Origin of the sequence: Sphaerochaeta sp., assembly GCF_050178175.1 — a bacterium.
GTDB lineage: Bacteria > Spirochaetota > Spirochaetia > Sphaerochaetales > Sphaerochaetaceae > Sphaerochaeta.
On the sequence record NZ_JBFXGH010000001.1, the window covers coordinates 1 to 22,035 of the forward strand.

At 49.2% G+C, this 22,035-nt stretch carries 18 protein-coding genes; 9 read left to right on the forward strand and 9 right to left on the reverse strand.

All coding sequences use genetic code 11. From position 1 onward, the window contains the following. From AB7S66_RS00005 to AB7S66_RS00030, 6 genes are all read right to left on the reverse strand, one after another. Positions 1 to 335, reverse strand: a 335-nt coding sequence (locus tag AB7S66_RS00005) for a BMP family lipoprotein (RefSeq protein WP_428517390.1), incomplete at its 3' end; no start/stop codon positions are given. Between the two features lie 265 nt (positions 336 to 600). Next, positions 601 to 1,701, reverse strand: a complete 1,101-nt coding sequence (locus AB7S66_RS00010; protein ID WP_428517332.1) for a glycoside hydrolase family 88/105 protein — start codon at positions 1,699 to 1,701, stop codon at positions 601 to 603. Between the two features lie 74 nt (positions 1,702 to 1,775). Continuing rightward, positions 1,776 to 3,353, reverse strand: coding sequence for an extracellular solute-binding protein (locus AB7S66_RS00015; RefSeq protein ID WP_428517333.1), 1,578 nt, complete (start codon positions 3,351 to 3,353; stop codon positions 1,776 to 1,778). 60 nt (positions 3,354 to 3,413) lie between these two features. Then, positions 3,414 to 4,334: a carbohydrate ABC transporter permease gene (locus AB7S66_RS00020; protein ID WP_428517334.1), complete on the reverse strand. Its 921-nt coding sequence runs from the start codon at positions 4,332 to 4,334 to the stop codon at positions 3,414 to 3,416. Between the two features lie 10 nt (positions 4,335 to 4,344). Beyond that, entirely contained in the window at positions 4,345 to 5,268 is a 924-nt protein-coding gene (locus tag AB7S66_RS00025) for an ABC transporter permease (RefSeq protein WP_428517335.1), read from the reverse strand. Positions 5,269 to 5,575: 307 nt separating this feature from the next. Continuing rightward, positions 5,576 to 8,767 carry a helix-turn-helix domain-containing protein gene (locus tag AB7S66_RS00030; RefSeq protein ID WP_428517336.1) on the reverse strand — a complete coding sequence of 1,064 codons (3,192 nt, stop codon included), beginning with the start codon at positions 8,765 to 8,767 and terminating at the stop codon, positions 5,576 to 5,578. An 85-nt stretch (positions 8,768 to 8,852) separates the two neighbouring features. On the opposite strand from AB7S66_RS00030, the gene AB7S66_RS00035 reads away from it, so the two are divergent. From AB7S66_RS00035 to AB7S66_RS00065, 7 genes are all read left to right on the forward strand, one after another. Further along, the gene (locus tag AB7S66_RS00035; RefSeq protein ID WP_428517337.1) at positions 8,853 to 9,824 is read left to right on the forward strand and encodes a bile acid:sodium symporter family protein; all 972 of its coding nucleotides are present in this window, start codon (positions 8,853 to 8,855) and stop codon (positions 9,822 to 9,824) included. A 31-nt stretch (positions 9,825 to 9,855) separates the two neighbouring features. Then, a complete protein-coding gene (locus tag AB7S66_RS00040; protein ID WP_428517338.1) occupies positions 9,856 to 11,340 on the forward strand; it encodes a tagaturonate reductase in 1,485 nt (494 codons plus the stop codon). Between the two features lie 8 nt (positions 11,341 to 11,348). Then, a complete protein-coding gene (locus AB7S66_RS00045) occupies positions 11,349 to 12,875 on the forward strand; it encodes a UxaA family hydrolase (RefSeq protein ID WP_428517339.1) in 1,527 nt (508 codons plus the stop codon). Positions 12,876 to 12,899: 24 nt separating this feature from the next. Beyond that, positions 12,900 to 14,303 carry a glucuronate isomerase gene (gene uxaC, locus AB7S66_RS00050; protein WP_428517340.1) on the forward strand — a complete coding sequence of 468 codons (1,404 nt, stop codon included), beginning with the start codon at positions 12,900 to 12,902 and terminating at the stop codon, positions 14,301 to 14,303. Beyond that, positions 14,278 to 15,096 carry an IclR family transcriptional regulator gene (locus tag AB7S66_RS00055; protein WP_428517341.1) on the forward strand — a complete coding sequence of 273 codons (819 nt, stop codon included), beginning with the start codon at positions 14,278 to 14,280 and terminating at the stop codon, positions 15,094 to 15,096. The genes uxaC and AB7S66_RS00055 overlap by 26 nt, the downstream gene beginning before the upstream one ends. A gap of 70 nt (positions 15,097 to 15,166) precedes the next feature. Then, complete coding sequence (locus tag AB7S66_RS00060) at positions 15,167 to 16,141, forward strand: Gfo/Idh/MocA family protein (protein ID WP_428517342.1); 975 nt, start codon at positions 15,167 to 15,169, stop codon at positions 16,139 to 16,141. Between the two features lie 8 nt (positions 16,142 to 16,149). After that, positions 16,150 to 16,485, forward strand: coding sequence for a cupin domain-containing protein (locus tag AB7S66_RS00065; protein WP_428517343.1), 336 nt, complete (start codon positions 16,150 to 16,152; stop codon positions 16,483 to 16,485). A 4-nt stretch (positions 16,486 to 16,489) separates the two neighbouring features. Here AB7S66_RS00065 and AB7S66_RS00070 read toward each other — a convergent pair whose 3' ends face one another. After that, positions 16,490 to 17,587 carry a DUF6930 domain-containing protein gene (locus AB7S66_RS00070; protein ID WP_428517344.1) on the reverse strand — a complete coding sequence of 366 codons (1,098 nt, stop codon included), beginning with the start codon at positions 17,585 to 17,587 and terminating at the stop codon, positions 16,490 to 16,492. Between the two features lie 100 nt (positions 17,588 to 17,687). Here AB7S66_RS00070 and AB7S66_RS00075 point away from each other — a divergent pair, with 100 nt between their 5' ends. Further along, positions 17,688 to 19,007 (forward strand): lysophospholipid acyltransferase family protein, encoded by a 1,320-nt coding sequence (locus AB7S66_RS00075; RefSeq protein WP_428517345.1) that lies wholly within the window; start codon positions 17,688 to 17,690, stop codon positions 19,005 to 19,007. On the opposite strand, the gene AB7S66_RS00080 is transcribed toward AB7S66_RS00075, so the two are convergent. After that, on the reverse strand, positions 18,962 to 19,573 hold the full coding sequence (locus tag AB7S66_RS00080) for a DUF2202 domain-containing protein (RefSeq protein ID WP_428517346.1): 612 nt from the start codon (positions 19,571 to 19,573) through the stop codon (positions 18,962 to 18,964). The genes AB7S66_RS00075 and AB7S66_RS00080 overlap by 46 nt on opposite strands. A gap of 142 nt (positions 19,574 to 19,715) precedes the next feature. After that, positions 19,716 to 20,753, reverse strand: coding sequence for a PfkB family carbohydrate kinase (locus tag AB7S66_RS00085; protein WP_428517347.1), 1,038 nt, complete (start codon positions 20,751 to 20,753; stop codon positions 19,716 to 19,718). Between the two features lie 138 nt (positions 20,754 to 20,891). On the opposite strand from AB7S66_RS00085, the gene eda reads away from it, so the two are divergent. Then, complete coding sequence (gene eda, locus AB7S66_RS00090) at positions 20,892 to 21,854, forward strand: bifunctional 4-hydroxy-2-oxoglutarate aldolase/2-dehydro-3-deoxy-phosphogluconate aldolase (RefSeq protein WP_428517348.1); 963 nt, start codon at positions 20,892 to 20,894, stop codon at positions 21,852 to 21,854. The last annotated feature ends 181 nt before the right edge of the window (positions 21,855 to 22,035 follow it).

Below are 22,035 nucleotides of genomic sequence, written 5' to 3' on the forward strand. Positions count from 1 at the left end.
CCATCGAGGATGACGAACTTTACATTGGGGTACTTATCCTGAGCCTCAAACAGTGCGGTCTCGAACTTGAATCCTGGGCATACAATAAAGTTATAGCCAGCATCAACCAAGTTACCGATTTCCTTCAGGTAGTCAGCCTCAGTGGTCCCTGCGGGCTTGAGATATTTGACATCAAGCGCATAGTCTTTGCTTGCCTTCAAGATACCTTCCCAAGTTCCCTGATTGAAGGATTTATCATCAATCGTACCAGCATCAGTGACCATTCCAACACGAAGATTACTCTTCTTTGCCCCACCTTCATCGCTTCCTTGAGCAAATGCAAACGAGCCAAGCATCAGGAAGATACAAAGCACTACAGCCAATTTTTTCATACTGTCTTCTCCTATTTTTGTGATCATGCACAAAAAACTGTGTAAACTCATTCTACATTCACCTTGTACCGTTGTCAAACAAAGAAACCGCATCCTAGAAGTATTGAATCAAGGCAAACCATTGATTAAGAAACAGTTGTCTATACCTCGATACTCATAGAAATTCTTGACTGAACGCAAAAACCCCGGTTCAATCACCGGGGAATTGAAGACAAGCACACTACTTTGGCTAGGTAGATTGCTCAGCTTCCAAGCAAGCAAGGATAAAGGAACCCACCCCTTTGAAATCATCCTCCACCACTGGCTCACATACATAGTAGTGAAATGAACCATCACGATAGGGATTTCCGCCTAATCCAGCAACAGAACAGATTCCTCCTAGATGGAGACATCCTTTCCCATCCTCTCTTAGATATCTTTCTTTGATGTCCCCAATGGCAAGCATTGCCTGCTTTCGATAGAGCTCATTATTGGTAATACCAACCCGCAATGCTTTCAGAAGACTGTAGGCAAACATGCTTGAACATGAGGTTTCAAGATAGTTGTCTTTCTCATCTTGCCTATCCACCACCTGGAACCACATGCCGCTCTTACTTTGATAGGAAAGCAACGAATCAAGAACCTGGGTAAGAATACGTCCCAGTTCCCCACGCTTGGGATGCGACTCAGGAAGGAAGTCGAGGATATCAAGGATGGCCATACAGTACCACCCAATCGCCCTCCCCCAGAAATGGGGAGAAAGACCGGTTTCTGCGTCAGCCCATCTCTGTCCCCGAGACTCATCATAGGCATGATACAGCAAGCCCGTCTTCGGGTCCCTAAGCGTACGATAGACCATGATCACCTGCTCCACCGTATCGTCAAACCCTGCACTATCACCACTTACCTTGCAGAACTGGGCATTGAAGGGACCTTGCATGTAGACCCCGTCCAGCCAGATCTGCCAAGGATAGATTTCCTTATGCCAGAATACTCCTGAAAGGGTCCTGGGGTGGGAGTTGAGCTGATTTTTCAGCAGCTGGGCAGCCAGGAGAAAACGTCTCTCCTTTGTCTTATCATACAGAGCGAAAAGATTTCTTCCAGCGTTAATCTGGTCAAGGTTGTACTCCCCTAATCGGTAGGAAACAATCTGGCCGTCATTGGCCACCATCGGGTCATACATCGTGTATGCCCACTGGAACATCTCTTCTCGGTTGTAGGCCTCTCCAACCAGCAGACAACTGTGTATCACCAGCCCATGCTCATAATGCCATCGCATCTGTGAAGGTTTGTAGCGTGAAACCACACTTTCAGCCAGTTTCAACGAAAGGCGCTCACCCCTGTCCATCATGCTTCATTCCTCATGTTCGTGCCAAATCTTCCGGCTGCCTGATGATCGGCAGCCGGAACCAGGTCTCATCATACCTACTCGTTCAGCAGGTTGTTCTCCTTGGCAAAGGCAACACCCTTGTCATTCCATTCCTGCCCACCAAGTTCCTTGAACTCAGCAATCCAAGTATTCCAGTTAGACCTGTTCAGCGTACGCTTTCCAGTGATGAACTCGCTCAATCCCTGTTCGTAGAAACGCTTCAGGTCAGCATTCGGAATCGGAAGCATGTCAGAACCAACAGCTGGGGTCCACTGTTTGGTCTGCATCTCACGCAGTACCTCAAGGGCAGACATTTCCTTCTTGCTGGTGGCGGTAACGTACTTTGGATAACGGGCATACAATTCGATATCACCATTGTAGAAGACCATGTTTCTCAGCTGGGTTACGGTCTGTCCGACAGGACCACTGAAAGCCAGATCAGGATCGGGGAGGCCATCAGCAACAGGAACGCCGTTTGCATCCTTGGTGTAGTTCACACCCTCGACGCCCCAGCCAAGCAGGAAGTAGCCTTCATCGGAGGCCATCCACTCGAGCAGTTCGGCAATCTTGTCCTTCTTTCCTTCTTCAGCCGCTTTTGCACTGATTGCGTAAATGCGGAATCCTGCAGTGTAAGGTCCAATCGAGGCATGTCCCTTCGGCCCTTTAATTGCTTCCATGATCACCCACTCACCGTCAGGGAAGTTCTTGTCGAATGGAGCATAGTTGGACTGGGCGGCAAATGCTGCATTCTGCTCTCTCATGATCCCAAAACGACCCTGCTTCCAAGCAGCACGGAAATCATCCTTCTTGTAGGCAAGCCAGTTTGGATCAATGATACCCTCATCGGCCATCTTCTTGAGATATACCATGGCATCATAGAATTCTGGTTTGAGAACATTCAGGCCAGCGCTGTCAGCAGTCATGTCCCAGGTACCTTCAACACCGAATGCACCGAGGATCGGTTGCAAGCGGCGGCCGGGCCATGCTTCATAATTGTTGACTTCCTGGAAAGCACCATAACCATAGGTGTCATTCTTTCCATTGCCATCAGGGTCATTGAAGGTGAATGCACGCATCACATCGAGCAATTCATCAGTAGTGGTTGGTACACTCAAACCGAGATTATCCAACCAATCCTTGCGAATCAGCAAACCTTCATTCTTGACGATTGAACCGGGGTCAGCCAGTCCATAGCTCTTTCCACCAAACTTTGCATGGTTACGACTTACCTCGTTGTAATGCGTTGCCGTACGGGTGGGCATCTTCTCATACAGATCATCAACAGGAGCAACCAAGCCCTGGGGAACCAGACGGGCCAATACATCGCGGCGAACCATGAACAGGTCGGGGAGATTGTTTGCCGCAGCAGCAGCCTGGATCTTTACATCCTGGTCACTCTCGTTGGAGGGAAGCGTTGTCAGCTTCAGATCGATGTTCAACTTCTCTTTGATGATGTCAAATCCTACCCAATCGGCTGGGGGTGGCCCAGCTTCGGTAACCGCAGCGCCATACCATAGGTCAATGGTCACCGGGCCATCTACTGCAGCTTCTTTGGTTCCCTGACTGAATACCGGCAGGGAAACGAAAGAAAGCAACGCAATGAGTGCGATACATACGAAATACTGTTTCTTCATGGCTAATCCTCCTTATGAATTACCAAATCCAATCAAAATCATGCAGAGCAGGAAAGCGTCTTACCCTTTCACACTTCCCAGCAATGTTCCCTTGGTGAAATATTTCTGGATGAATGGGTAGGCAATAACCATCGGGATGGCACTCATGAAAACCGATGCGGCCTTGATGGCGGCGATCGGAGCATCCCCGAAGGCATTTACCTCCACATATTCATTCATTCCACTGGCCATCAGTATGTTCCTGAGCAGAATAGGAAGGGGCTGTAATGAATTACTGTTAAGGTAGAGCATTGCATGGAAGAAGTTGTTCCAGAAGGACACCCCGTAGAATAAGCCGATGGTCATGATGATCGCTTTCGAGAGGGGCAGGATAATTCTCAAGAGAACTTGAATCTCTGATGCCCCATCAATTCGTGCAGACTCCTTCAGCTCGTTGGGAATCCCCTCGAAGAAGGAACGCATGATCAGACAGTTGTAGGTGCTGATCGCTACCGGGATGTAGACAGCCGGCAACTTGTCGATCAAACCGATATTCGTAACCAACAGGTAGGTTGGGATCATCCCAACATTGAAAACGTAGGGAATGATAACAAGCATATTCAAGTATCGTCTTCCAGGAAGGGTGGGTATGGAGAGTACATATGCAAGGGGTATCGTAAGCAGCAATGCACTTGCTACCCCACCAATCAAAATTTTTACACTGTTGCCGAAAGCAAGCAGGAATCCTGCATTTCCCAACAGCGCCTTGTATGCTGAGGTCGACCAGTTCCAGGGCATCAGGAACATTCCTTCCAGGTTGTTGCCAATATAGTCATTAGGCCTGAATGAGAGAGTGATGGTGCTCCAAAGCGGGATTGCGATGATCAGCAGGAGCAAAACCAAAAATAAATCCACCAAGAAATTGAAGCTGTGATCTGCTGCAGTAGGCTTAATCGATACAGAAGTGAATCGTCCTTTTTTTCTGGTTCCTTGCATCTTCATTCCCAACCCCCTAGTACAATGAGTTTCCGCCGAAGCGTCTGACCAGACGGTTGGAACCAAGGATGAGGAACATACCAATGAATCCCTTGAACAGACCGACTGCAGTGGCAAGGCCAAACTGGAACTCCAGTAAGCCTTGACGATAGACCCAGGTATCGATGATATCGGCAACCGAATAGACCGGCGTTGAGTACAACATGAATATTTGGTTGAACCCTGCATCCAGGATGGTTCCCAAACGAAGCAGGACCACGATAACGATGACCGGACGAATTGAGGGAAGGGTGATATACCGTACCCGTTGCCAGGAGTTTGCGCCCTCAACCAAGGCTGCCTCAAAGAGGGAGGGGTCAATGCCCATCAAGGCGGCAATGAAGATGATGGCGCTCCAGCCCATTTCCTTCCATGCATCACTGAGAATGACAATCCAGGGAAAGGCATCAGTATTGGTCAGGAAATCAATGGGTTTGCCACCAAAAAGCTTGATCACATCATTGACAACTCCGTCTCCTGGCGCCAATAGGGCAAGCAAGATACCGTACATGATGACCCATGAGAGAAAGTGTGGGAGATAGGCAAGTGTTTGCACTGTTTTTCGAAGAAGTGGGCGGTTGCTCTCATAGATGGCAATTGCCAGGATGATTGCAAGGGGAAGACTGAACACCAACTTCCCAAGACTGTACATCAGGGTGTTTCTGAGCAACTCAACAAAATAATAGGAGTTGATGAAGGTTCTGAAATGCTCAAATCCAATCCATTGACTACCCAGCACCCCGTCCAAGGCCATATAATCCTTGAAGGCAATCTGCCCGTTGAATATCGGGACATACTTAAAGATAATGTAGTAGATTAAAGGTATTGCAAGCAAAGCATAGACTGATTTATGCCGCTTGATATCACGTAGCAACTGCTGTTTTGCCGTTCTTTCTGCCATTTGCAACCTCACACCCTCAGCATAGGGGCAAGATGGCAAGATTATGCAGGTCGTCTCTTGTACTTTACCGACCTTTTTATATAGGTTTTTATGATCTCAGCTCAACTGAATGCAGGGGTACTGCATTAGAATACGGTCAGCGAAGCCGTTTCCTCATATTCCAATACTGCAGGCCAAAATGTATGAAAATCACGATATATACAAAGAAGAGTCCGCTAAATAGCCCATAGAAGAATTGATCTGCACTTCTCTCCCCACTGCCATGTATAACAGCGAAACGAACCCCCTCTGTCAAGAATAATCCACCTCAATGTTGTGCCCGAATCTTTCCTGGAGCACATCCCTTGATCTTCTTGAACACCCTGCAGAAATACGCTTGGTCCTGGAATCCACTCTGGCTTGCCACTTCGTTTATCGAGAGAGAACTTTCCCGTAGCAACTGGGTGGCAAGGAATACCCGTTGCCGGTTCAGGTAATCCCATGGGCTGATACCCAACTCCTTGCGAAAAATTCTCGTCAGGTAGTCTTCACTGACATTCACTGATTCAGCAAGTTGCCAACGTGAGATCTGCTGGGAAGCATGCCTACCCAAATAGACCACAGCTCGCTTGACCAAGGCACCGGTGAGAGGAGGAAGCATCTCATTGGTTTCCAACAGCTCAAGCAACCGCTGCCCAAACTCACTGCTTTCAAGTACACACTGGTGGGCGATAAGGAGACGGGGAACAAGGGAGAGCTCCTCCGCCGCCTCCTTCTCCCAAAACTCACGAATCACCACAATCGGAGCATCCGAGGATTTTCGAATATTCCGGTAAAGAACAGGATCAACGAGTGAGGCAAGTATCATTTTTACCGGCTGGTTGGCTACCACATCCAACACCTCATCTGGTTCACTGTGAACAATGAACTCCTCATCCAAGGCAAGGGCCTTGCAAGAATCCTCGGGAAGTCCCTTGATCGCAACCAAAACACCATCAGAAAGATGATGGGAAGTTCTCATCAGGGATGAATAGAGATTTTGCTGGCCTTCAGGAGCGTGGAGACAGATCATGGGAGCTAGGGAGAGGGTGCTATGCCCTGCAATCGCTGAACGCAGGAGACGGAACTCCCTTCCTTGATTATCCGCATCCCAACCAATAATACCTCCTGCAATCTTGGAGAGCTCGTGCTTCTGCAGGGTGCCCACAGGGATTACTTCACAGGAAGCAAAGGAAGTACGCAACACCTCAGGTATCGGCTCATTCTCATCAGCAACAATATAGAACAAGGTATCATGGGAAGGGGGGCTGCTCTCACCCGTCAAGCTTGGCAGGGGTAGCTGCACAACTACTGCATTATCTATCAGGGAGAATGATCCATGGCTCATCAGGATAATTCTTTGAGCCAAGGAGAGACTTGGTTCCTGACTTCCCATTGAAGCCTTCCAAGAAACTGAAGAGGAAGCAAAACGGAAACGGAGGCCATCCTTCGACAAAGTGGATTCCAACCCCATTTCTCCTCCCTCCCTTGTAATGTATTCGCAAATGATAGTCAGACTTTGGATCAACCGCTTTGCATCAACGCACAGAGCCGGCATCTCCCTCGGTCCTTCATAGGCAAGAGGAAAGGAGGTGAGTAGCGGTGTTATAAGGGTCATAGGATTGCAGACCTTGTTCTCCAACTCAAGATTGCCGGAGTGAGAGAGGGAAAGGTCCAGAAGATGCATGGCAGAACGAATCTGTTCCTCTATCTGCTTCCCCATCTCTCCTTCAACCTGCTTTGCAATGGAGAGAATTGTCTCAAGAGGAGTCTTGAGTCCTTCCCCAACATTGGCAAAGAACTCACTTCTCGACCGCTGTGCCCTCTCTGCATCTTCCCTTGCACGGTTGGCGGCATCGAGGAGGAATGCTCCCTTGATAGCTGAACTCAAAGCGGTTCGTAGCTCTTCCATGACACTTCCGCTGAACAACGATGTTCTCAGGATGAGATACCCCAGTGGCTGGTTGTCCATGAACAAAGGTTCAACCACATGTACACCCTGCCCAAGATGATCCAGCAGTCCTTGTGGCAATAAGAGGTGTTTGGGAAATGATTGCCTCCTTTCCATGACCAGGGAATCGGCATACCCACCGATAAAGGTATTGGTCGTCTCATCACCATACAAAACCAGATATCCCGCATCAAGACCAAGGGATCCAAGGTGTTTTGCCAAGAGGGATGGTATGGTTGAAAGCGTTCTCACACCCAAGAGGTCACACTTGAGCATATTGAGGATGCTTGCCTGCAAAGCTTGTTGGTAGGCATGTTCATGTGCAACCAGATCCCGCTGACGGAGAAAGAGGTCCCTGATCGGACCTGCACAGAGAGTCTTGAAGGAGAGGGTTGCGAAAAAGGTACAGTACCAATGCAGGGCTTCACTCAGAAGGCTGGGATCCCCTCCCCTGTCAAGGAAACGGTAGGATAGATGTCCGAGCAAGGAGAGCACCTCCTTCTCATGGTGCAAGGAGGCTTCCTTAAGCAGAAGGCCAATCCTCTCTTGCTCCTCCTCATTCGCTTCGAACACCTGGATCAACCAAGCCTTGAAAAGTTCCTGGCTCCCGATTACGCACCGAGCCTGTTGTTCACTTCCCAGGGAGTAGGTACACCCACAACTCTGCCGAATGATCGGCTGTGAGGGAAGAAGCAAGTCAAAGCAAGAAGGCTCCTCCTCTGAAAGCATATCGCTGAGCAGGTTCCAGGACATCCTTGCCAACTCATTAACCGGCATCCTCGCAGTGGTGCAGGGAACCTTCAGGAGGTGACTTTCCCTGCTGTCATTATATCCCACGATACGCAGGTCCTCAGGAATTGAGATTCCGAGGTTCTCCAAGTATTTTCCTGCATCAAACATCATCAGATCGCTGGCACAAACCAACGTATCGAAATCCTGTCCAGGAACGAGTTTTCTCTCCTCCAATAACTGAACAATTGCCTTCCTTCCTTCAGACCAGGAGAAAGGATCACTGACCAAGCGGGGATCAAAGAGCAGACTGGTTTGGTCGAGCGTATCGCAATAGGCCCGGTAGCGGTCTTCGGCAGAATAGTGATTCTCCGGTCCCCGGAGAAAGGCAATCTTCCTTGCACGGTGTTCACGGATACAGTGCAGCATGACACTCTGAACCCCAGAATAGGCATCAAAAGAGATTCCGGGGCAGCCTTCCTTCTTCATCCCGATGCAGACACAGTCCAGACCGTCAAGGTTATCCAGGAAGGCATGGACCTCTGAGACACTGACAGCCCCACCCAAGGCTGAAGCCCAGGTGATCACACCATCAAGGTTATCGGTATTCACCAGAGAATAGATGGCATTACGCAGGTACTCCTGGTTCTCCTGATACTCAAGTCTTCCTCCAGGGAATACAAACAGGGAAATGCCGGAACGTTGGCAGTGGCTTGCAATCTGCGACCAGAGCCCGTTGGAAGCTCCGGTATGGATAGAGGCCAACACCAATCCCACCCGCCTTGTCACGTGTGCACCCACAGCAACCTCCTCATAAACGTTATCACTATACCACAGGTTTTTTCACCTTGACAGTCCAGCAAGGAGAAGGCTATCATTCGGAACAATGTTTCATTTTCAAAAAGTCGAGGCAAGGCTCAAGGGCCTGAACTATCATCTGGAGCGGCTCATGCCGCTCCTCACTCCCAGCGGTGTTGTCATGGGACTCCTCCTTGGTTCACGTGTCTCCTGGATGACCCCATCGGTACCCTACCTGTTTGGTCTTATTACCTTTATTGGTGGCCTCGGTATCAGTTCAAATGCCTTCTTTGGGGTCATCAAGAAACCAAAAGCCATTCTCTTCTTCATCCTTGGAGCAAATATCATCATGCCCTTGGTGGCTTGGGCGCTGGCAAACCTGCTGTTCCCCGGACATCCTGCAATTATCACAGGATTCATTCTCCTGATGGCCATCCCCACTGCAATCACCGGATATATCTGGGCAAACATTTATAGGGGAAATGGGGCACTCTCCCTGACCTTGATCATTGTCTCCACCCTCCTTGCCCCTTTTCTTACCCCCTACACAGTCGCACTCCTTGCCCAGACCAACGTACAGATCGACACCAAGGGAATGATGGTTTCCCTGCTTATCATGGTTGTCATCCCCTCCATCGTCGGCATTCTCATCAACAATGCCACAGGCGGGAAGGTCAACGACCACGTGGGGCCAAACCTGAAGCCATTCTCCAAGATCGGTCTCTTCTTCATCATTGTCATCAACACCAGCAACGTAGCTGAACGTCTTATCGCTGAGGCTTCCTGGATCTACCTACCTATCGCTCTTGCCTGTGCATTGCTTGCAATCATCGGATATCCGCTTGCTCACTATTTAGGAAAAATTGCCGGTATTGCCTTGGAAGATCGAAAGAGTGTCACCTTCGCCGTCTCCATGAGGAATATCAGCTCAGCCTTGGTTCTTGCCATTGCTTACTTCCCCCCTGAGACTGCACTACCTGTCATTTTTGGAATCGTCTTCCAACAAACCATCTGTGCCTTCATGGCACATACCCTTTATGGAAGAAAGAAAATAACGTAACATACTGAATAGATGACAAGGAGATACATTTATGCAATCGATTACTGAAACTCATAAGACAGTTGCTCGAAAAGAGAAAATCCTCCAGTTCGGTGAAGGGAATTTTCTCCGTGCTTTTGTTGACTGGATGATCGATATCCTCAATGAAAAGACTGACTTTGACGGCAATGTGGTCATCGTCCAACCACTCGAGAGAGGGTTGAGCGATATGATCAATGACCAGAAAGGTCTCTACACCACTGTCCTTAGGGGTGTTCAGGGAGGAAAGAACGTTGAGGAGTTCCGTATCATTAACAGTGTCAGCCGATGTCTGAATCCATATAAGAAAGATGACTATGAAGCATACATGAAGCTTGCAGAAAGCGAAGACCTAAGGTTCATTGTCTCCAACACCACTGAGGCAGGCATTGCCTACAGCGAAGGAAACAGCCTTCAGGACACTCCCCAAGCTGCCTTCCCCGCAAAAGTCTGTGCGTTTCTCTACAAGCGTTACAAAGCTTTTGATGGCGCACAAGACAAGGGGATTATTGTCATCCCAGTTGAGCTTATCGACAAGAACGGTGACAACCTGAAGCGAATCGTGTTGCAATATGCAAAGGAGTGGAATCTGGAAGCAGGGTTTACCACCTGGCTTGATGAAGCATGTGATTTCTGCAACTCACTTGTTGACCGCATTGTTCCTGGATATCCCCGCGCTGAGGCAGCACAGCTGTGTGAAAAAATTGGGTATCAGGACAATCTCCTTGATGCCGCGGAGATTTTCCATCTCTGGGTCATTGAATGTCACAAGGAGTTCCATGAAGATGAGCTTCCCTTCAACAAGGCTGGTTTGAACGTCATCTGGACCGACGACATGAGTTTTTATCGAACCCGGAAGGTCCGGATTCTCAATGGTGCACATACCATGAGTGTACTTGCCGCATATCAGGCAGGGCATAACACCGTCCAGGATTGTATCGCAGACAAAAACCTGTTGTACCCATTCATGCATGGAGGAATCTTTGAAGAGATCATCCCTTCCATGGATGGCTCGAAGGAGGAGTTGGAAGCGTATGCAAACGATGTACTGGAACGGTTTGAAAACCCGTACAACCCACATCAGTTGCTCTCCATTTCACTCAACTCTGTCTCAAAGTTCAAGACCCGCAACCTTCCCAGCCTGCTTGGATACATTACAAAGCAAGGTTCCCTTCCTAAGCGACTGGTCTTCGCTCTTTCAGCCTTGATCAGCTTCTATGAGGGGACCGAATATGAAGGCAGTGCACTGAAGGGGAAAAGAGGAAACGAGACCTATCTCATCCAAGACAACCAGGACATTCTGGAGACCTTTGCAGCCCTCTATAAAGAGCGTGATGAAGGATTGGCAAGAGCGAAACGTATCAGCACCGCTGTGCTTTCCAATTCCGCTTGGTGGTCCCAGGATCTCACCCAGATCGAAGGCTTACAGTATGCAGTCGAGAAAAACCTGGAGGCCATCTGGTCTGTCGGTATGCAAAAAGCCATGCAGGCACTGTAGGAGTACGTATGGAGCAGCACAAATTCGTTATCATCCACCCAGATGATGTGGTGGCAGTTGCAATAGCCCCCCTAGGCAAGGGGGAGGTGGTCCGTGTGCGAGGGAATGATATCACGTTGGTGATGGATATTCCCTCCGGCCATAAGTTTGCCATCAAGGATATTGCAGAGGGAGAGCCAGTCATCAAGTACGGGGCTCCCATCGGGCAGGCAAAACAGTATATAGCCAAGGGTGAGCATGTACATGCAAGCAATATCAAGACACTCCTCTCAGAGAAAGCTGCCTATCACTACAACAAAGAACTTGCGTTGCAATTTCAGGAAAAAGCGGAGAAACGTAAAGTCTTCTGGGCTGACAAGACCCCGACAATACAAGCCTATCGACGGGCAAATGGAAAGATCGGCATCAGGAATGAGCTTTGGATCGTACCCACGGTCGGTTGTGTAAACAAGGTAGCAGAGACACTGGTCTCTTGGGCAAACCAGACCTTTCCTGTCAGTGAAAGGTATGATGGAATCCATGTCTGGAACCACCCATACGGGTGCAGCCAGCTTGGCGATGACCATGAGGCAACCAGGACCATTCTCGCCGACTTGGTTCACCATCCCAATGCTGGAGGGGTATTGGTGCTTGCACTCGGTTGCGAGAACAACACCCCCGAGTCCTTCAAGGAGCTGGTGGGGGATGTCGATCCAAACAGGGTAAAATTCCTTACCTCACAGGAGGTAGATGATGAAATTGAGGAGAGCAAGAAGCTCATATCAGCAATCCATGAGGCCATGCAACACGACAGAAGGGAGCCAGTAGGCATGGACAACCTCATCGTTGGCTTTAAATGTGGTGGCTCTGATGGCCTCAGCGGCATCACAGCCAATCCTTTGGTTGGTCGATTCTGCGATGCATTGACTGCCATGGGAGGGACAGGAATTCTTACCGAGGTCCCCGAGATGTTTGGAGCTGAACAGCTGTTGATGAACCGCAGCCAAGATGAAGACGTCTACAAGCAGACTGTACGCTTGATCGATGACTTCAAACAGTACTTCGTCAAGCATGAGCAGGTAGTGTATGAGAATCCCTCCCCAGGGAATAAGGCTGGAGGAATCTCCACCTTGGAAGACAAGAGCCTTGGATGCATCCAAAAAGGTGGAGAGGCTATCATCACCGATGTCCTTGCCTATGGACAGCAGGTAACGAGAAGGGGACTGAACCTCCTCTCAGGTCCAGGCAATGACATTGTCTCCACCACAGCTCTCACCGCCGCCGGCGCCCATATCATTCTCTTTACCACAGGAAGGGGAACCCCACTGGGAGCTCCTGTTCCCACCGTAAAGATTTCCAGCAATAGTGCATTGGCAGCAAAGAAGACTGGCTGGATTGATTTTGACGCAGGAAGGCTCTTAGCTGAAGACAATGAAGAGGTACTCTCCGATTTCCTATCCCTCATCCAGGCAGTTGCCAGTGGTGAACAGAGGACAAGGAACGAAGAGAATGGGTATGCAGAGATATCGCTGTTCAAGGATGGGGTCATCCTCTAGAATGCGAAATAAAGGAGAACGATTATGAAACAATTCATGGACGAACACTTTCTATTACAAACAAAAACAGCCCAGAAGCTGTATCATGAGTATGCAAAAGACCAGAAGATCTATGATTATCACTGCCACCTCAACCCGAAGGAAATAGCTGAGAACAAGAAGTTCTCGACCATTACCGATGCTTGGCTTGGAGGAGACCACTACAAGTGGCGTGCCATGCGTGCCAATGGGGTCCCAGAGGAACTGATTACCGGGAAGGACGCAGACCCGTATGAAAAGTTCCTGGCATGGGCAGGTACCATGGAAAATGCCTTGGGAAATCCTCTCTACCATTGGACCCATCTTGAATTACAGCGGTATTTCGGCATCCATGAGGTGCTCAACACAAAGAACGCAAAGGAAATCTATGAAGAGGCAAACCGACAGTTCAAGGAAAACGAGAACCTCTCAGTGACAGGTATCATGAAACAGTTCAAGGTCTACGCGGTAGGAACCACCGATGACCCTGCTGATGATTTGGCATACCATAAGCAAATTGCCTCACAAAAGGAAGTCCCAGCCACAGTAATACCCTCCTTCCGTCCCGACAAGGCATTGAACATTGAGAAAGAGACATTCTGCGCCTATATGGAATCCTTGGAAACTGTTTCCGGGAAATCCATCACCTTGGTCAGCGATGTTGTTGCGATCCTGATCGATCGGCTGGATTTCTTTGTGAGTATGGGTTGCAAGGCCAGCGACCATGCACTGGTGACCGCTCCAGCTGTTTTCAAGAGCGAGCGGGAAGTGAATGAAATCTTCGCGAAAAAGATGAATGGCAAGTGCCTGAACCATGAAGAGGTGGAAGCCTACAAGACGTTTGTCCTTACGCATCTTGCAAAGGCGTATGCAAAGCGCAACATTGCCATGCAGTTGCATTTTGCAGCCATCAGGGACAACAATGGCTTGATGTACAAGAAACTCGGACCTGATACCGGCTTTGATGCCTCCCACGACAAGGATCTTGCTGAAGGACTATCCGCTTTCCTGAACAATCTCTCTACCACCGGCGAGGTACCCAAGACGATTCTCTATACACTCAACCCAAAGGATTACTACACCTTGGCTACCTTGATGGGTTGCTACCAGGATGGGATCCCTGGAAAAATGCAGCTTGGTTCTGCCTGGTGGTTTGCTGACCACAAGGATGGCATGGAAGAGCAGATGAAGATTCTTGGCAACGTTGGCCTGCTCCCCCGTTTCATCGGGATGCTTACCGACAGCCGGTCCTTCCTCTCCTACTCCAGGCATGAGTATTTCAGACGTATCCTCTGTAATATCCTGGGTACCTGGGCAGAAGAGGGAGAAGTTCCATACGACATGGAGATGCTGGGAAAGGTGGTTGAGAACATCTCCTTTGGTAATGCAAAAGCTTATTTCGAGAGTTGATACCATGGGAAAGATAACCAAGCCGGCAGGAGAGAAACAACAAACCAGCGGTGTTATTAGAACCATTGTCATCCTGGAGACATTGTCCAAGCATCAAAGCATCAATCTGGAACAACTCTCCAAGGAGACAGGTTTGCCAAAAGCAACCCTGCTCAGGTTTCTTTCCACCTTGGTCAACCTTGGATATGTCTATCGGGATAACACAGATCTCTACAGCCTAACGCTGAAGATGTTCTCTGTGGGATCCCATGGGCTTGAGCATATCGATCTGATTCATGTGGCCAATCCTGTCGCCCAAAGGCTCTGTGATGAACTGGGCGAGACGGTGCATATGGGAGTGCTGGAGGAGGACAAGGCTGTCTATGTCCTGAAGAAGGAGTCCTCCTTCACCATCAGAATGCACTCACGGGTTGGAAAGGCAATCCCCCTGTACTGTACAGCCATCGGGAAGGTCCTGCTCAGTGACATGACGCAAGATTCGTTGGATGCGTATCTCGAATCGGTCAAAATGAAACCATTCACCCCAAATACCATTACCGATATTGGGGTATTGAAACAGGAGTTGCAGCAAATCCGCAATCGAGGCTGGGCAAGCGACAATGAAGAGCATGAAATGGGCACGCTCTGCATCGGCTCCCCAATCAAGGACTACACAGGAAAGGTCGTTGCTGCGATGAGTGTCTCCTGGCCTCTTTTCCGTTTCAATCCGGAAGAGCAGGAACACATCACCAAGTCCATACTGGCTGCATGTACAAACCTCTCTCACCTTCTTGGCTGGGAAGAAGCCAAGTAAAGCGGTAAGAATTCCCCGGGGATGTTTTTTCTCCACCTATGAGCTATCATGATGAGAAAGGAGTCTGTTCATGCAACAAGTTAGATGGGGTATTATTGGATGCGGCAATGTAACTGAAGTGAAAAGCGGCCCTGGATTCCAGAAAGCAGAGGGGGCTTCACTTGTAGCTGTCATGAGGCGAAATGCGGAGAAGGCAGCCGATTATGCCAGACGCCATGGAGTGGACACCTGGTATGATGATGCACTCAAGCTCATTGAGGATCCACAGGTGGATGCAATCTACATTGCTACCCATCCAGACTCCCACCACTACTATACGCTCCTCTCAGCATCAAAGGGAAAACCAGTCTACTGTGAAAAACCCCTGGGAGTTTCCTATGCACAAAGCAAGGAGATGGTGGAGTATTGCAAGCAACACTCCATTCCCTTTTTCAGTGCTTACTATCGCAGGGCACTCCCAAAATACCTTATGATCAAAGAGATGATCGACAGTGGAAAACTTGGAGAGATCAGGGCGGTCCATGTGGAGTTGCTGCAATCCATCAAACCAGAAGATACCGTGGGCAAGGGGAGATGGAGAGTACAACCAGAGAAAAGCGGGGGCGGTTTGTTGCTCGATGTTGGCTCACACTCCCTTGATCTGATCGACTTCTATTTTGGTCCCATTGTCGAGGCAACAGGAGAAGGCCGAAACCAAAGCCAAATGTATGGAGCTGATGATATTGTCCATGGCAGTTTCAGGACAGGGAGTGGTGTCTGTGGTACGGGACTTTGGTGTTTCAACACCTGCAAGGACGAGGATACCACCACCATCTTCGGGAGCAAGGGCATCCTCTCCTACTCTGTACTGGATATCGGGAAACCGATAATCCTTGAGACAGGGAATGGGAGGGAGGTTATTGCCGTTCCTGAACCTCCAGAACATGTAGCACAACCCCTCATCCAAACGGTTACCGATGAATTGTTGGGCAAAGGTCACTGCCCCAGTACAGGAGAGAGTGGCATGCGTACTGACTGGGTAATGGAACGATTGCAAGGAAAATAGGAGAGCATATGTTTGTATCACATCGCGATGAGATTGAAAAAAAGAATATAGCAGATAAAGTCATCAAGCAGGTCCTCATTGGCCCTGAGCAAGGGTGGGAAGACTATGTAATGCGCATGTTCACCTTGGAGAAGGAAGGAAAGGCTCCTCACCACTCCCATCCATGGCAACATGTCATTTTTGCAGTGGAAGGGAAAGGGAATCTCTTCATGGACGGTAAGGACTATCCACTGAAAAGTGGATCGGTTGCCTATGTGCCGGATGGAATTGACCATCAGATTTCCAACGCAGGAGAGGGGCAATTCGTGTTCATCTGCATCGTCCCCAAGCGAGGAGATGCCTGATTACCTACTCTTCATGATGATGGTGATGTTCATGATTGCAGGTATGATGATCATGGTCATGAGGAATCTCATAGAGTTCCTTGAACATATCCTGGATCAGGCTATCCATCTCTTCCTCCTGATTCCCACTGACCACCATGATACCGATCTGCTTGCCTAATTCGGAAAGCAGTGGAAGGGTTCTCTTGCCATAGCAGTGGATCGCCTGTGGCTTTCCTTCCTTCTCAAACAGCTCGAGCAAGCGGCTGATGATCTTCCCATGTTCCTGTTCATAATCCTCAACCAGGAAGACATCAAGCACTTGATGAGATTGCGGGTCATAGGCAAGGCTATAGAAGGGATACACAGGTCTCTCACCTTCTTTGGGGAGTATCGGCTCAATCATCATACCGATTGCCAGTGCCATGATCTTTCCTGGTCTTGCCTTCATCCTCTTGTATTGCAATTGACGATCTTCATTGGTAAAAAATGCTTGCGGATAGTAGAATCCATAAGCTTCATCCTGCAATACCCGGGCACTGACTGAAAAGCTATCACCTTTCTTCTCCAGTGTGGGGATGTACTCCTTCTTGTCTGTCTCTTCCAACTGAAGAGAATCAATCCAGAAAGAAAACGTGTTGGTCTTCTTGGTTTTCTTATAGGATGCGAAATACTCCTTGGCAAACAGCAAGCCACGAAGGATGAGGATCAAATCCGCTTCTTCTTTATCACTGATGTACCAGGGGACCTTGTACTGTTCCTTGCTCCTGAACTGGGGGTAGGCATCTTCGCTGAAAGGTACCCCACTCTCTTCAGCTGCCTTGAGGTCACTCTCTTCCAGATTCTCTTTCGCTGTTCGCATAATGCCAAGCAAACACTCCTGAGCCTCTTGGAGATCCAGGTTTTCCATCTCTGAGATACCCTCATCCTGCAGCGAGAGAGCAAGGTAGCCAGTGAGACCCTTTTCCCCCCGATAAGCAGCAAACGCTGAATCCACAACCGATACATAATATGGTACCTGTTCTTCAGAAAGTATGCAGATCAGGTCGTTTTCCGAAAAGACTGAATCTATGGAAGCATCTTGATAAGCCTTGGCCAGTTCATACAGGGTTGTGTGTTTCATGGTTCCACTATACAAGATTCATGGTACTTATCCAATGACTACAGCGCCGTACTTGTTCTCTTGATTCCTACACGCTACATTGTGACAAAGGAAGACGGTAATGACGGGATTTGAGGAACTACAACAAGCAAAGCGTTTTGATATGCAGAAAAAGCCCATCAGACAACGCCACTATCTAAGACCTGTAACATGGCTACTCAGCTACCCTGCCGTGTGGAAACATAAGCTGAAAATCAATCGTACCAGAATGGAAGGGGTCAAACCTCCCTTTCTCTTACTCTGTACACATATGGCATTCATTGATTTCAAGGTGACCACCGCTGCCCTTTTCCCCCATAGAGCAAACTATGTCGTGGCAATCGATGGGTTTCTCAAACGGGAGTGGCTGCTGCGAAACGCTGGGGGAATTTGCAAACGCAAGTTTACCAATGACCTTCAGCTGGTCAGACATATCAGGGAGGTTTTGACCGTCAACAAGGATATCCTGGCTCTCTACCCGGAAGCTCGATATTCACTGGTGGGTACGACTGCCATACTTCCTGACTCCCTCGGTAAGATGGCCAAGCTGTTGGGGGTTCCTGTGGTGATGCTGAATATGCATGGGCACTACCTGAATAGCCCTCTTTGGAACCTGAAAAGCCGAGGAAACCGAATTGAAGCCGATCTTTCACTGCTTTTCACTGCTGAAGAACTGGAACAAGCCAAGACCAGTGAAGTCAACAAGGTTATACGAAAAGCCTTCGAATATGATGAGTATGCGTGGCAGAAAGAGAACAAGATCAGAATAGCGTATCCCAAACGGGCAGAGGGCTTGCATAAACCGCTGTATCAATGCCCTCACTGTCTTCGTGCATATAAGATGTACAGCAAAGGTACAATCCTGGGATGTGGGGCCTGCCACAAACAGTGGGAAATGAGCGAGTATGGTGAGTTGAAAGCAGTAAGGAAAGCTGATGACGAACATACACTAACCACAGAGTTCTCCCATATTCCCGATTGGTATGAGTGGGAACGGGAACAGGTTCGCCAAGAAATAGAGCAAGGTACCTACCATTTTGAAGCCATGGCACGAGTGGAAGCTCTTCCCAATGCAAGAGGATACATTCCCTTGGGGAAAGCAAAACTGACTCATTCCATGGAAGGCTTTACCCTGGAAGGGGAATTTGGCCACAACGCATTCTGCTTGTCAAAACCTTCGTTGAGCATGTATGCCTGCCATATAGAGTATGAATATTTCGGTAAAGGGGACTGTATAGACCTTTCCACCCTGGAAGATACGTACTACATCTACCCAGAGGGGACAGAATTCTCGGTCACCAAGCTTTCCTTGGCAACCGAGGAATTGTTCATCCATCACAGGAGTGCAGGAGCTGATCAGCGTTGTGAAAGGATTCTGGAAAGTTCAGCATCGCTGATATAGCGGGCAGTATAATCCATACCATAGCTATTCAACTGCCTTACGAATGCACGCATATGGCTCTCTGAACCTCTGAGCAGATTGTTGTATACCCAGATTTCCACTTCATCCTCACTTGCCTCAATGGATCGTTGCAAGTCATAGATATCAAGATCCTCTATGATGGCCCCAACCAGGAAAGCTTCCTCTATGGATGTGCTGCCTTGCGCAACCAGACTCTCATAGAGTGCGGCAATTTCGGTGTTGTGGAAGACCCCGATCTCTGAATCTTCAACAGGATTGGCTATCTCCTTGTCTTTCATGACCGCAGAAACTGCATCCATGTGCTGTTGCTCAGCATTTGCAATGTTGAGAAATACACGACTTCCCCACTTTTCATAAAGTGCAAGATAGACGTCCCTGGCAAGCTTCTCTTCTTCTGCCATATAGAGCAATCCTTCAGCCCCGGTGGTTTCTACCATTTCCTCAGTCTGGGAAAGTTCAGTCTGTTGCTCGCTGATGGGTTGTGCAGGGAGGACAGCACCCATTGCCACTACGAAGATTACGGAAAGTATCATTGTCTTACGCATAATATTGACTCCTTTGTTTGTCGTTGAGCCAAGTATAGGGATGTACTATCTACTCTATAAGGAAACAAGGTAAAGGTTTGGTAAAGAGAGAGGAGCAAACTTCGAAAAGCTTGCTCCCCCTGATATGATACGTTTGCCGTGGTTATCGCTGAACGCGACCGCTTCCATCTCCCTTGCACAGTGCCTCAACCTCTGCTTTGGTGCTGAGATTGAAGTCCCCATCGATGGAGTGCTTCAAGGCTGACGCTGCCACTGCAAAGTTGATGGCATACTGTTCATCATCCCCATACTCGCTGAGTGCGAAGATCAGACCAGCAGAGAAGGAATCTCCACCACCGACACGGTCAATGATATCCGTGATCTCATAGTGCTTGGAGAGGTAGAAACCACTCTTGCCGCTGAGTGCTGCACTCCAACCATTGTGGTCGGCACTCCTGCTCTCCCTGAGGGTAACGGCAACCACCGAAACATTGGGGAACTGGCGCTTCACCTCTTCGGTAAGATCCTTGTAGACATCTGTATCCAACTCACCACTGGTAACATCAACCTTGGCCTCAATACCCAGACACTTCTGGATATCTTCCTCATTCGCGATGATTACATCAGCAAACTTGACCAATTCCCTCATTACCTCAGGTGCTTTCTTCCCATAGTTCCAGAGTTTCTTTCGGTAGTTCAGATCGATGGATACGGTAGCTCCAGCTTCCTTGGCGGCCTTCATTGCTGCAAGACTACTGTCTGCTGCATCCTGGCTGATTGCCGGGGTGATACCGGTGATATGGAACCATTGTGCATCAGCAAGTACTGATCTGAAATCAAAATCAGAAGGTTTGCTGAGCGCAATTGAGCTCTCTGCACGATCATAAACGACACTACTGGGTCTCTGGTTTGCCCCAGTTTCCAGGAAGTAGATACCGACACGGCCCTTCTTGGTCATGGTAACCGCTGAGGTATCAACACCATACTTACGAACCTCTCGTACTGCAGCCTCCCCAATGGCATTGGCAGGAAGTGCGGTCACGAACCGTGATTTCTTTCCAAGCAATGAGAGAGAAACAGCGACATTGGCCTCTCCTCCGCCAAAGGTGGCTTCCAAAGCAGGAGATTGGAAGAACCGCTCATGCCCTGGTGACTTGAGTCTCAACATGATCTCGCCAAAAGTTACAAATGTATTTCCCATAGAAGTCTCCTCCATATTTTTATACAGGTACAGTAATATCCTCTTGATATTTCAAATCATAGAAGGTATGCTTGAGTCTGTCAATGATATTTTGAAACATCGTTTCATATTTGGAATATCCAAGAAGGAGCAACGCATATGCATGAAGCACTGTTTGAACAGATCCATACAATCGGCCTGGTACCGGTGGTGAAGATCGATGATGCCAGCAAGGCCGAGGGCCTTGCAGAAGCCCTGATCGCAGGCGGCCTGCCCTGTGCAGAGGTCACCTTCCGCACCCAAGCGGCAGAGGAGGCGATCAAGCGCATCACCAAGGCATACCCCGAGATGCTCGTGGGAGCAGGCACGGTGATCAACCTCGAGTATGCAAAGAAGGCAGTGGCCGCCGGGGCCAAGTTCCTCGTCTCCCCGGGCTTCAACCCCACCGTCGTGGACTGGGCGCTGGAAAACAACATACCCATCGTCCCGGGTGTCTGTACACCCAGCGACATCGAGGCGGGCATCAGCCGTGGACTTACCACCCTCAAGTTCTTCCCCGCCGAGGTGAGCGGGGGCGTGGACATGCTCAAGAACTTCGCAGGGCCCTTCCCTGACCTCCTCTTCATGCCCACCGGCGGCATCAGCACCAAGAACCTTGCAAGCTATGCCAGGCAGCCCAATGTCCTGGCAGTGGGCGGATCGTGGATGGTCAAGGCCGACCTCATCGAGGCGGAGGACTGGCAGGCGATAGAGGACCTGAGCAGGGAGGCGGTACGCACCCTCCAGGGACTGGAGTTCGCCCACATGGGCATCAACAACCAGGATGCAGCAGAGGCTGAGAAGACCATCAAGGGACTGGAGGCACTGGGCATGGTGAAAAAGAGTGGCAACAGTTCCACCTTCCTCGATACCACCATCGAAGTGTTGCCCAAGCAGTACCTGGGGAAGATGGGCCACATCGGCTTCAGGTGCTTCTCCATCGAGCGAACCCTCTCCTACCTCTCCCAGTTCGGCTTCTCCGCCAACGAGGAGACCATCCAACGCGATGCAAAGGGGAAGATCAAGGTATGTTACCTTGAGCAGGAGCTCAGCGGATTCGCTATTCACCTGGTCAAGGCATAAAGCAAGATTTTTATATTCCATGCCGGTGCACACCTCTAGCTGTACCGGCATTTTTCTTCAATACTTGCATTGATGGATATCCTACAATGCAACACGCTTACGAGCGAACAAGAACAACACATTGAAGAGCTGTATGCACTCTGCTGCCTGCAGGAACCACTTTCTCTAGAACTCTTTCTTG

Excerpts from the sequence above, each read along its gene's own strand:
- AB7S66_RS00010 (WP_428517332.1), bottom strand. The coding sequence starts at position 1,701 with ATGATGGACAGGGGTGAGCGCCTTTCGTTGAAACTGGCTGAAAGTGTG.
- AB7S66_RS00015 (WP_428517333.1), bottom strand. The coding sequence starts at position 3,353 with ATGAAGAAACAGTATTTCGTATGTATCGCACTCATTGCGTTGCTTTCT.
- AB7S66_RS00020 (WP_428517334.1), bottom strand. The coding sequence starts at position 4,334 with ATGAAGATGCAAGGAACCAGAAAAAAAGGACGATTCACTTCTGTATCG.
- AB7S66_RS00025 (WP_428517335.1), bottom strand. The coding sequence starts at position 5,268 with ATGGCAGAAAGAACGGCAAAACAGCAGTTGCTACGTGATATCAAGCGG.
- AB7S66_RS00035 (WP_428517337.1), top strand. The coding sequence starts at position 8,853 with ATGTTTCATTTTCAAAAAGTCGAGGCAAGGCTCAAGGGCCTGAACTAT.
- AB7S66_RS00040 (WP_428517338.1), top strand. The coding sequence starts at position 9,856 with ATGCAATCGATTACTGAAACTCATAAGACAGTTGCTCGAAAAGAGAAA.
- AB7S66_RS00045 (WP_428517339.1), top strand. The coding sequence starts at position 11,349 with ATGGAGCAGCACAAATTCGTTATCATCCACCCAGATGATGTGGTGGCA.
- uxaC (WP_428517340.1), top strand. The coding sequence starts at position 12,900 with ATGAAACAATTCATGGACGAACACTTTCTATTACAAACAAAAACAGCC.
- AB7S66_RS00055 (WP_428517341.1), top strand. The coding sequence starts at position 14,278 with ATGCAAAAGCTTATTTCGAGAGTTGATACCATGGGAAAGATAACCAAG.
- AB7S66_RS00060 (WP_428517342.1), top strand. The coding sequence starts at position 15,167 with ATGCAACAAGTTAGATGGGGTATTATTGGATGCGGCAATGTAACTGAA.
- AB7S66_RS00065 (WP_428517343.1), top strand. The coding sequence starts at position 16,150 with ATGTTTGTATCACATCGCGATGAGATTGAAAAAAAGAATATAGCAGAT.
- AB7S66_RS00070 (WP_428517344.1), bottom strand. The coding sequence starts at position 17,587 with ATGAAACACACAACCCTGTATGAACTGGCCAAGGCTTATCAAGATGCT.
- AB7S66_RS00075 (WP_428517345.1), top strand. The coding sequence starts at position 17,688 with ATGACGGGATTTGAGGAACTACAACAAGCAAAGCGTTTTGATATGCAG.
- AB7S66_RS00080 (WP_428517346.1), bottom strand. The coding sequence starts at position 19,573 with ATGCGTAAGACAATGATACTTTCCGTAATCTTCGTAGTGGCAATGGGT.
- AB7S66_RS00085 (WP_428517347.1), bottom strand. The coding sequence starts at position 20,753 with ATGGGAAATACATTTGTAACTTTTGGCGAGATCATGTTGAGACTCAAG.
- eda (WP_428517348.1), top strand. The coding sequence starts at position 20,892 with ATGCATGAAGCACTGTTTGAACAGATCCATACAATCGGCCTGGTACCG.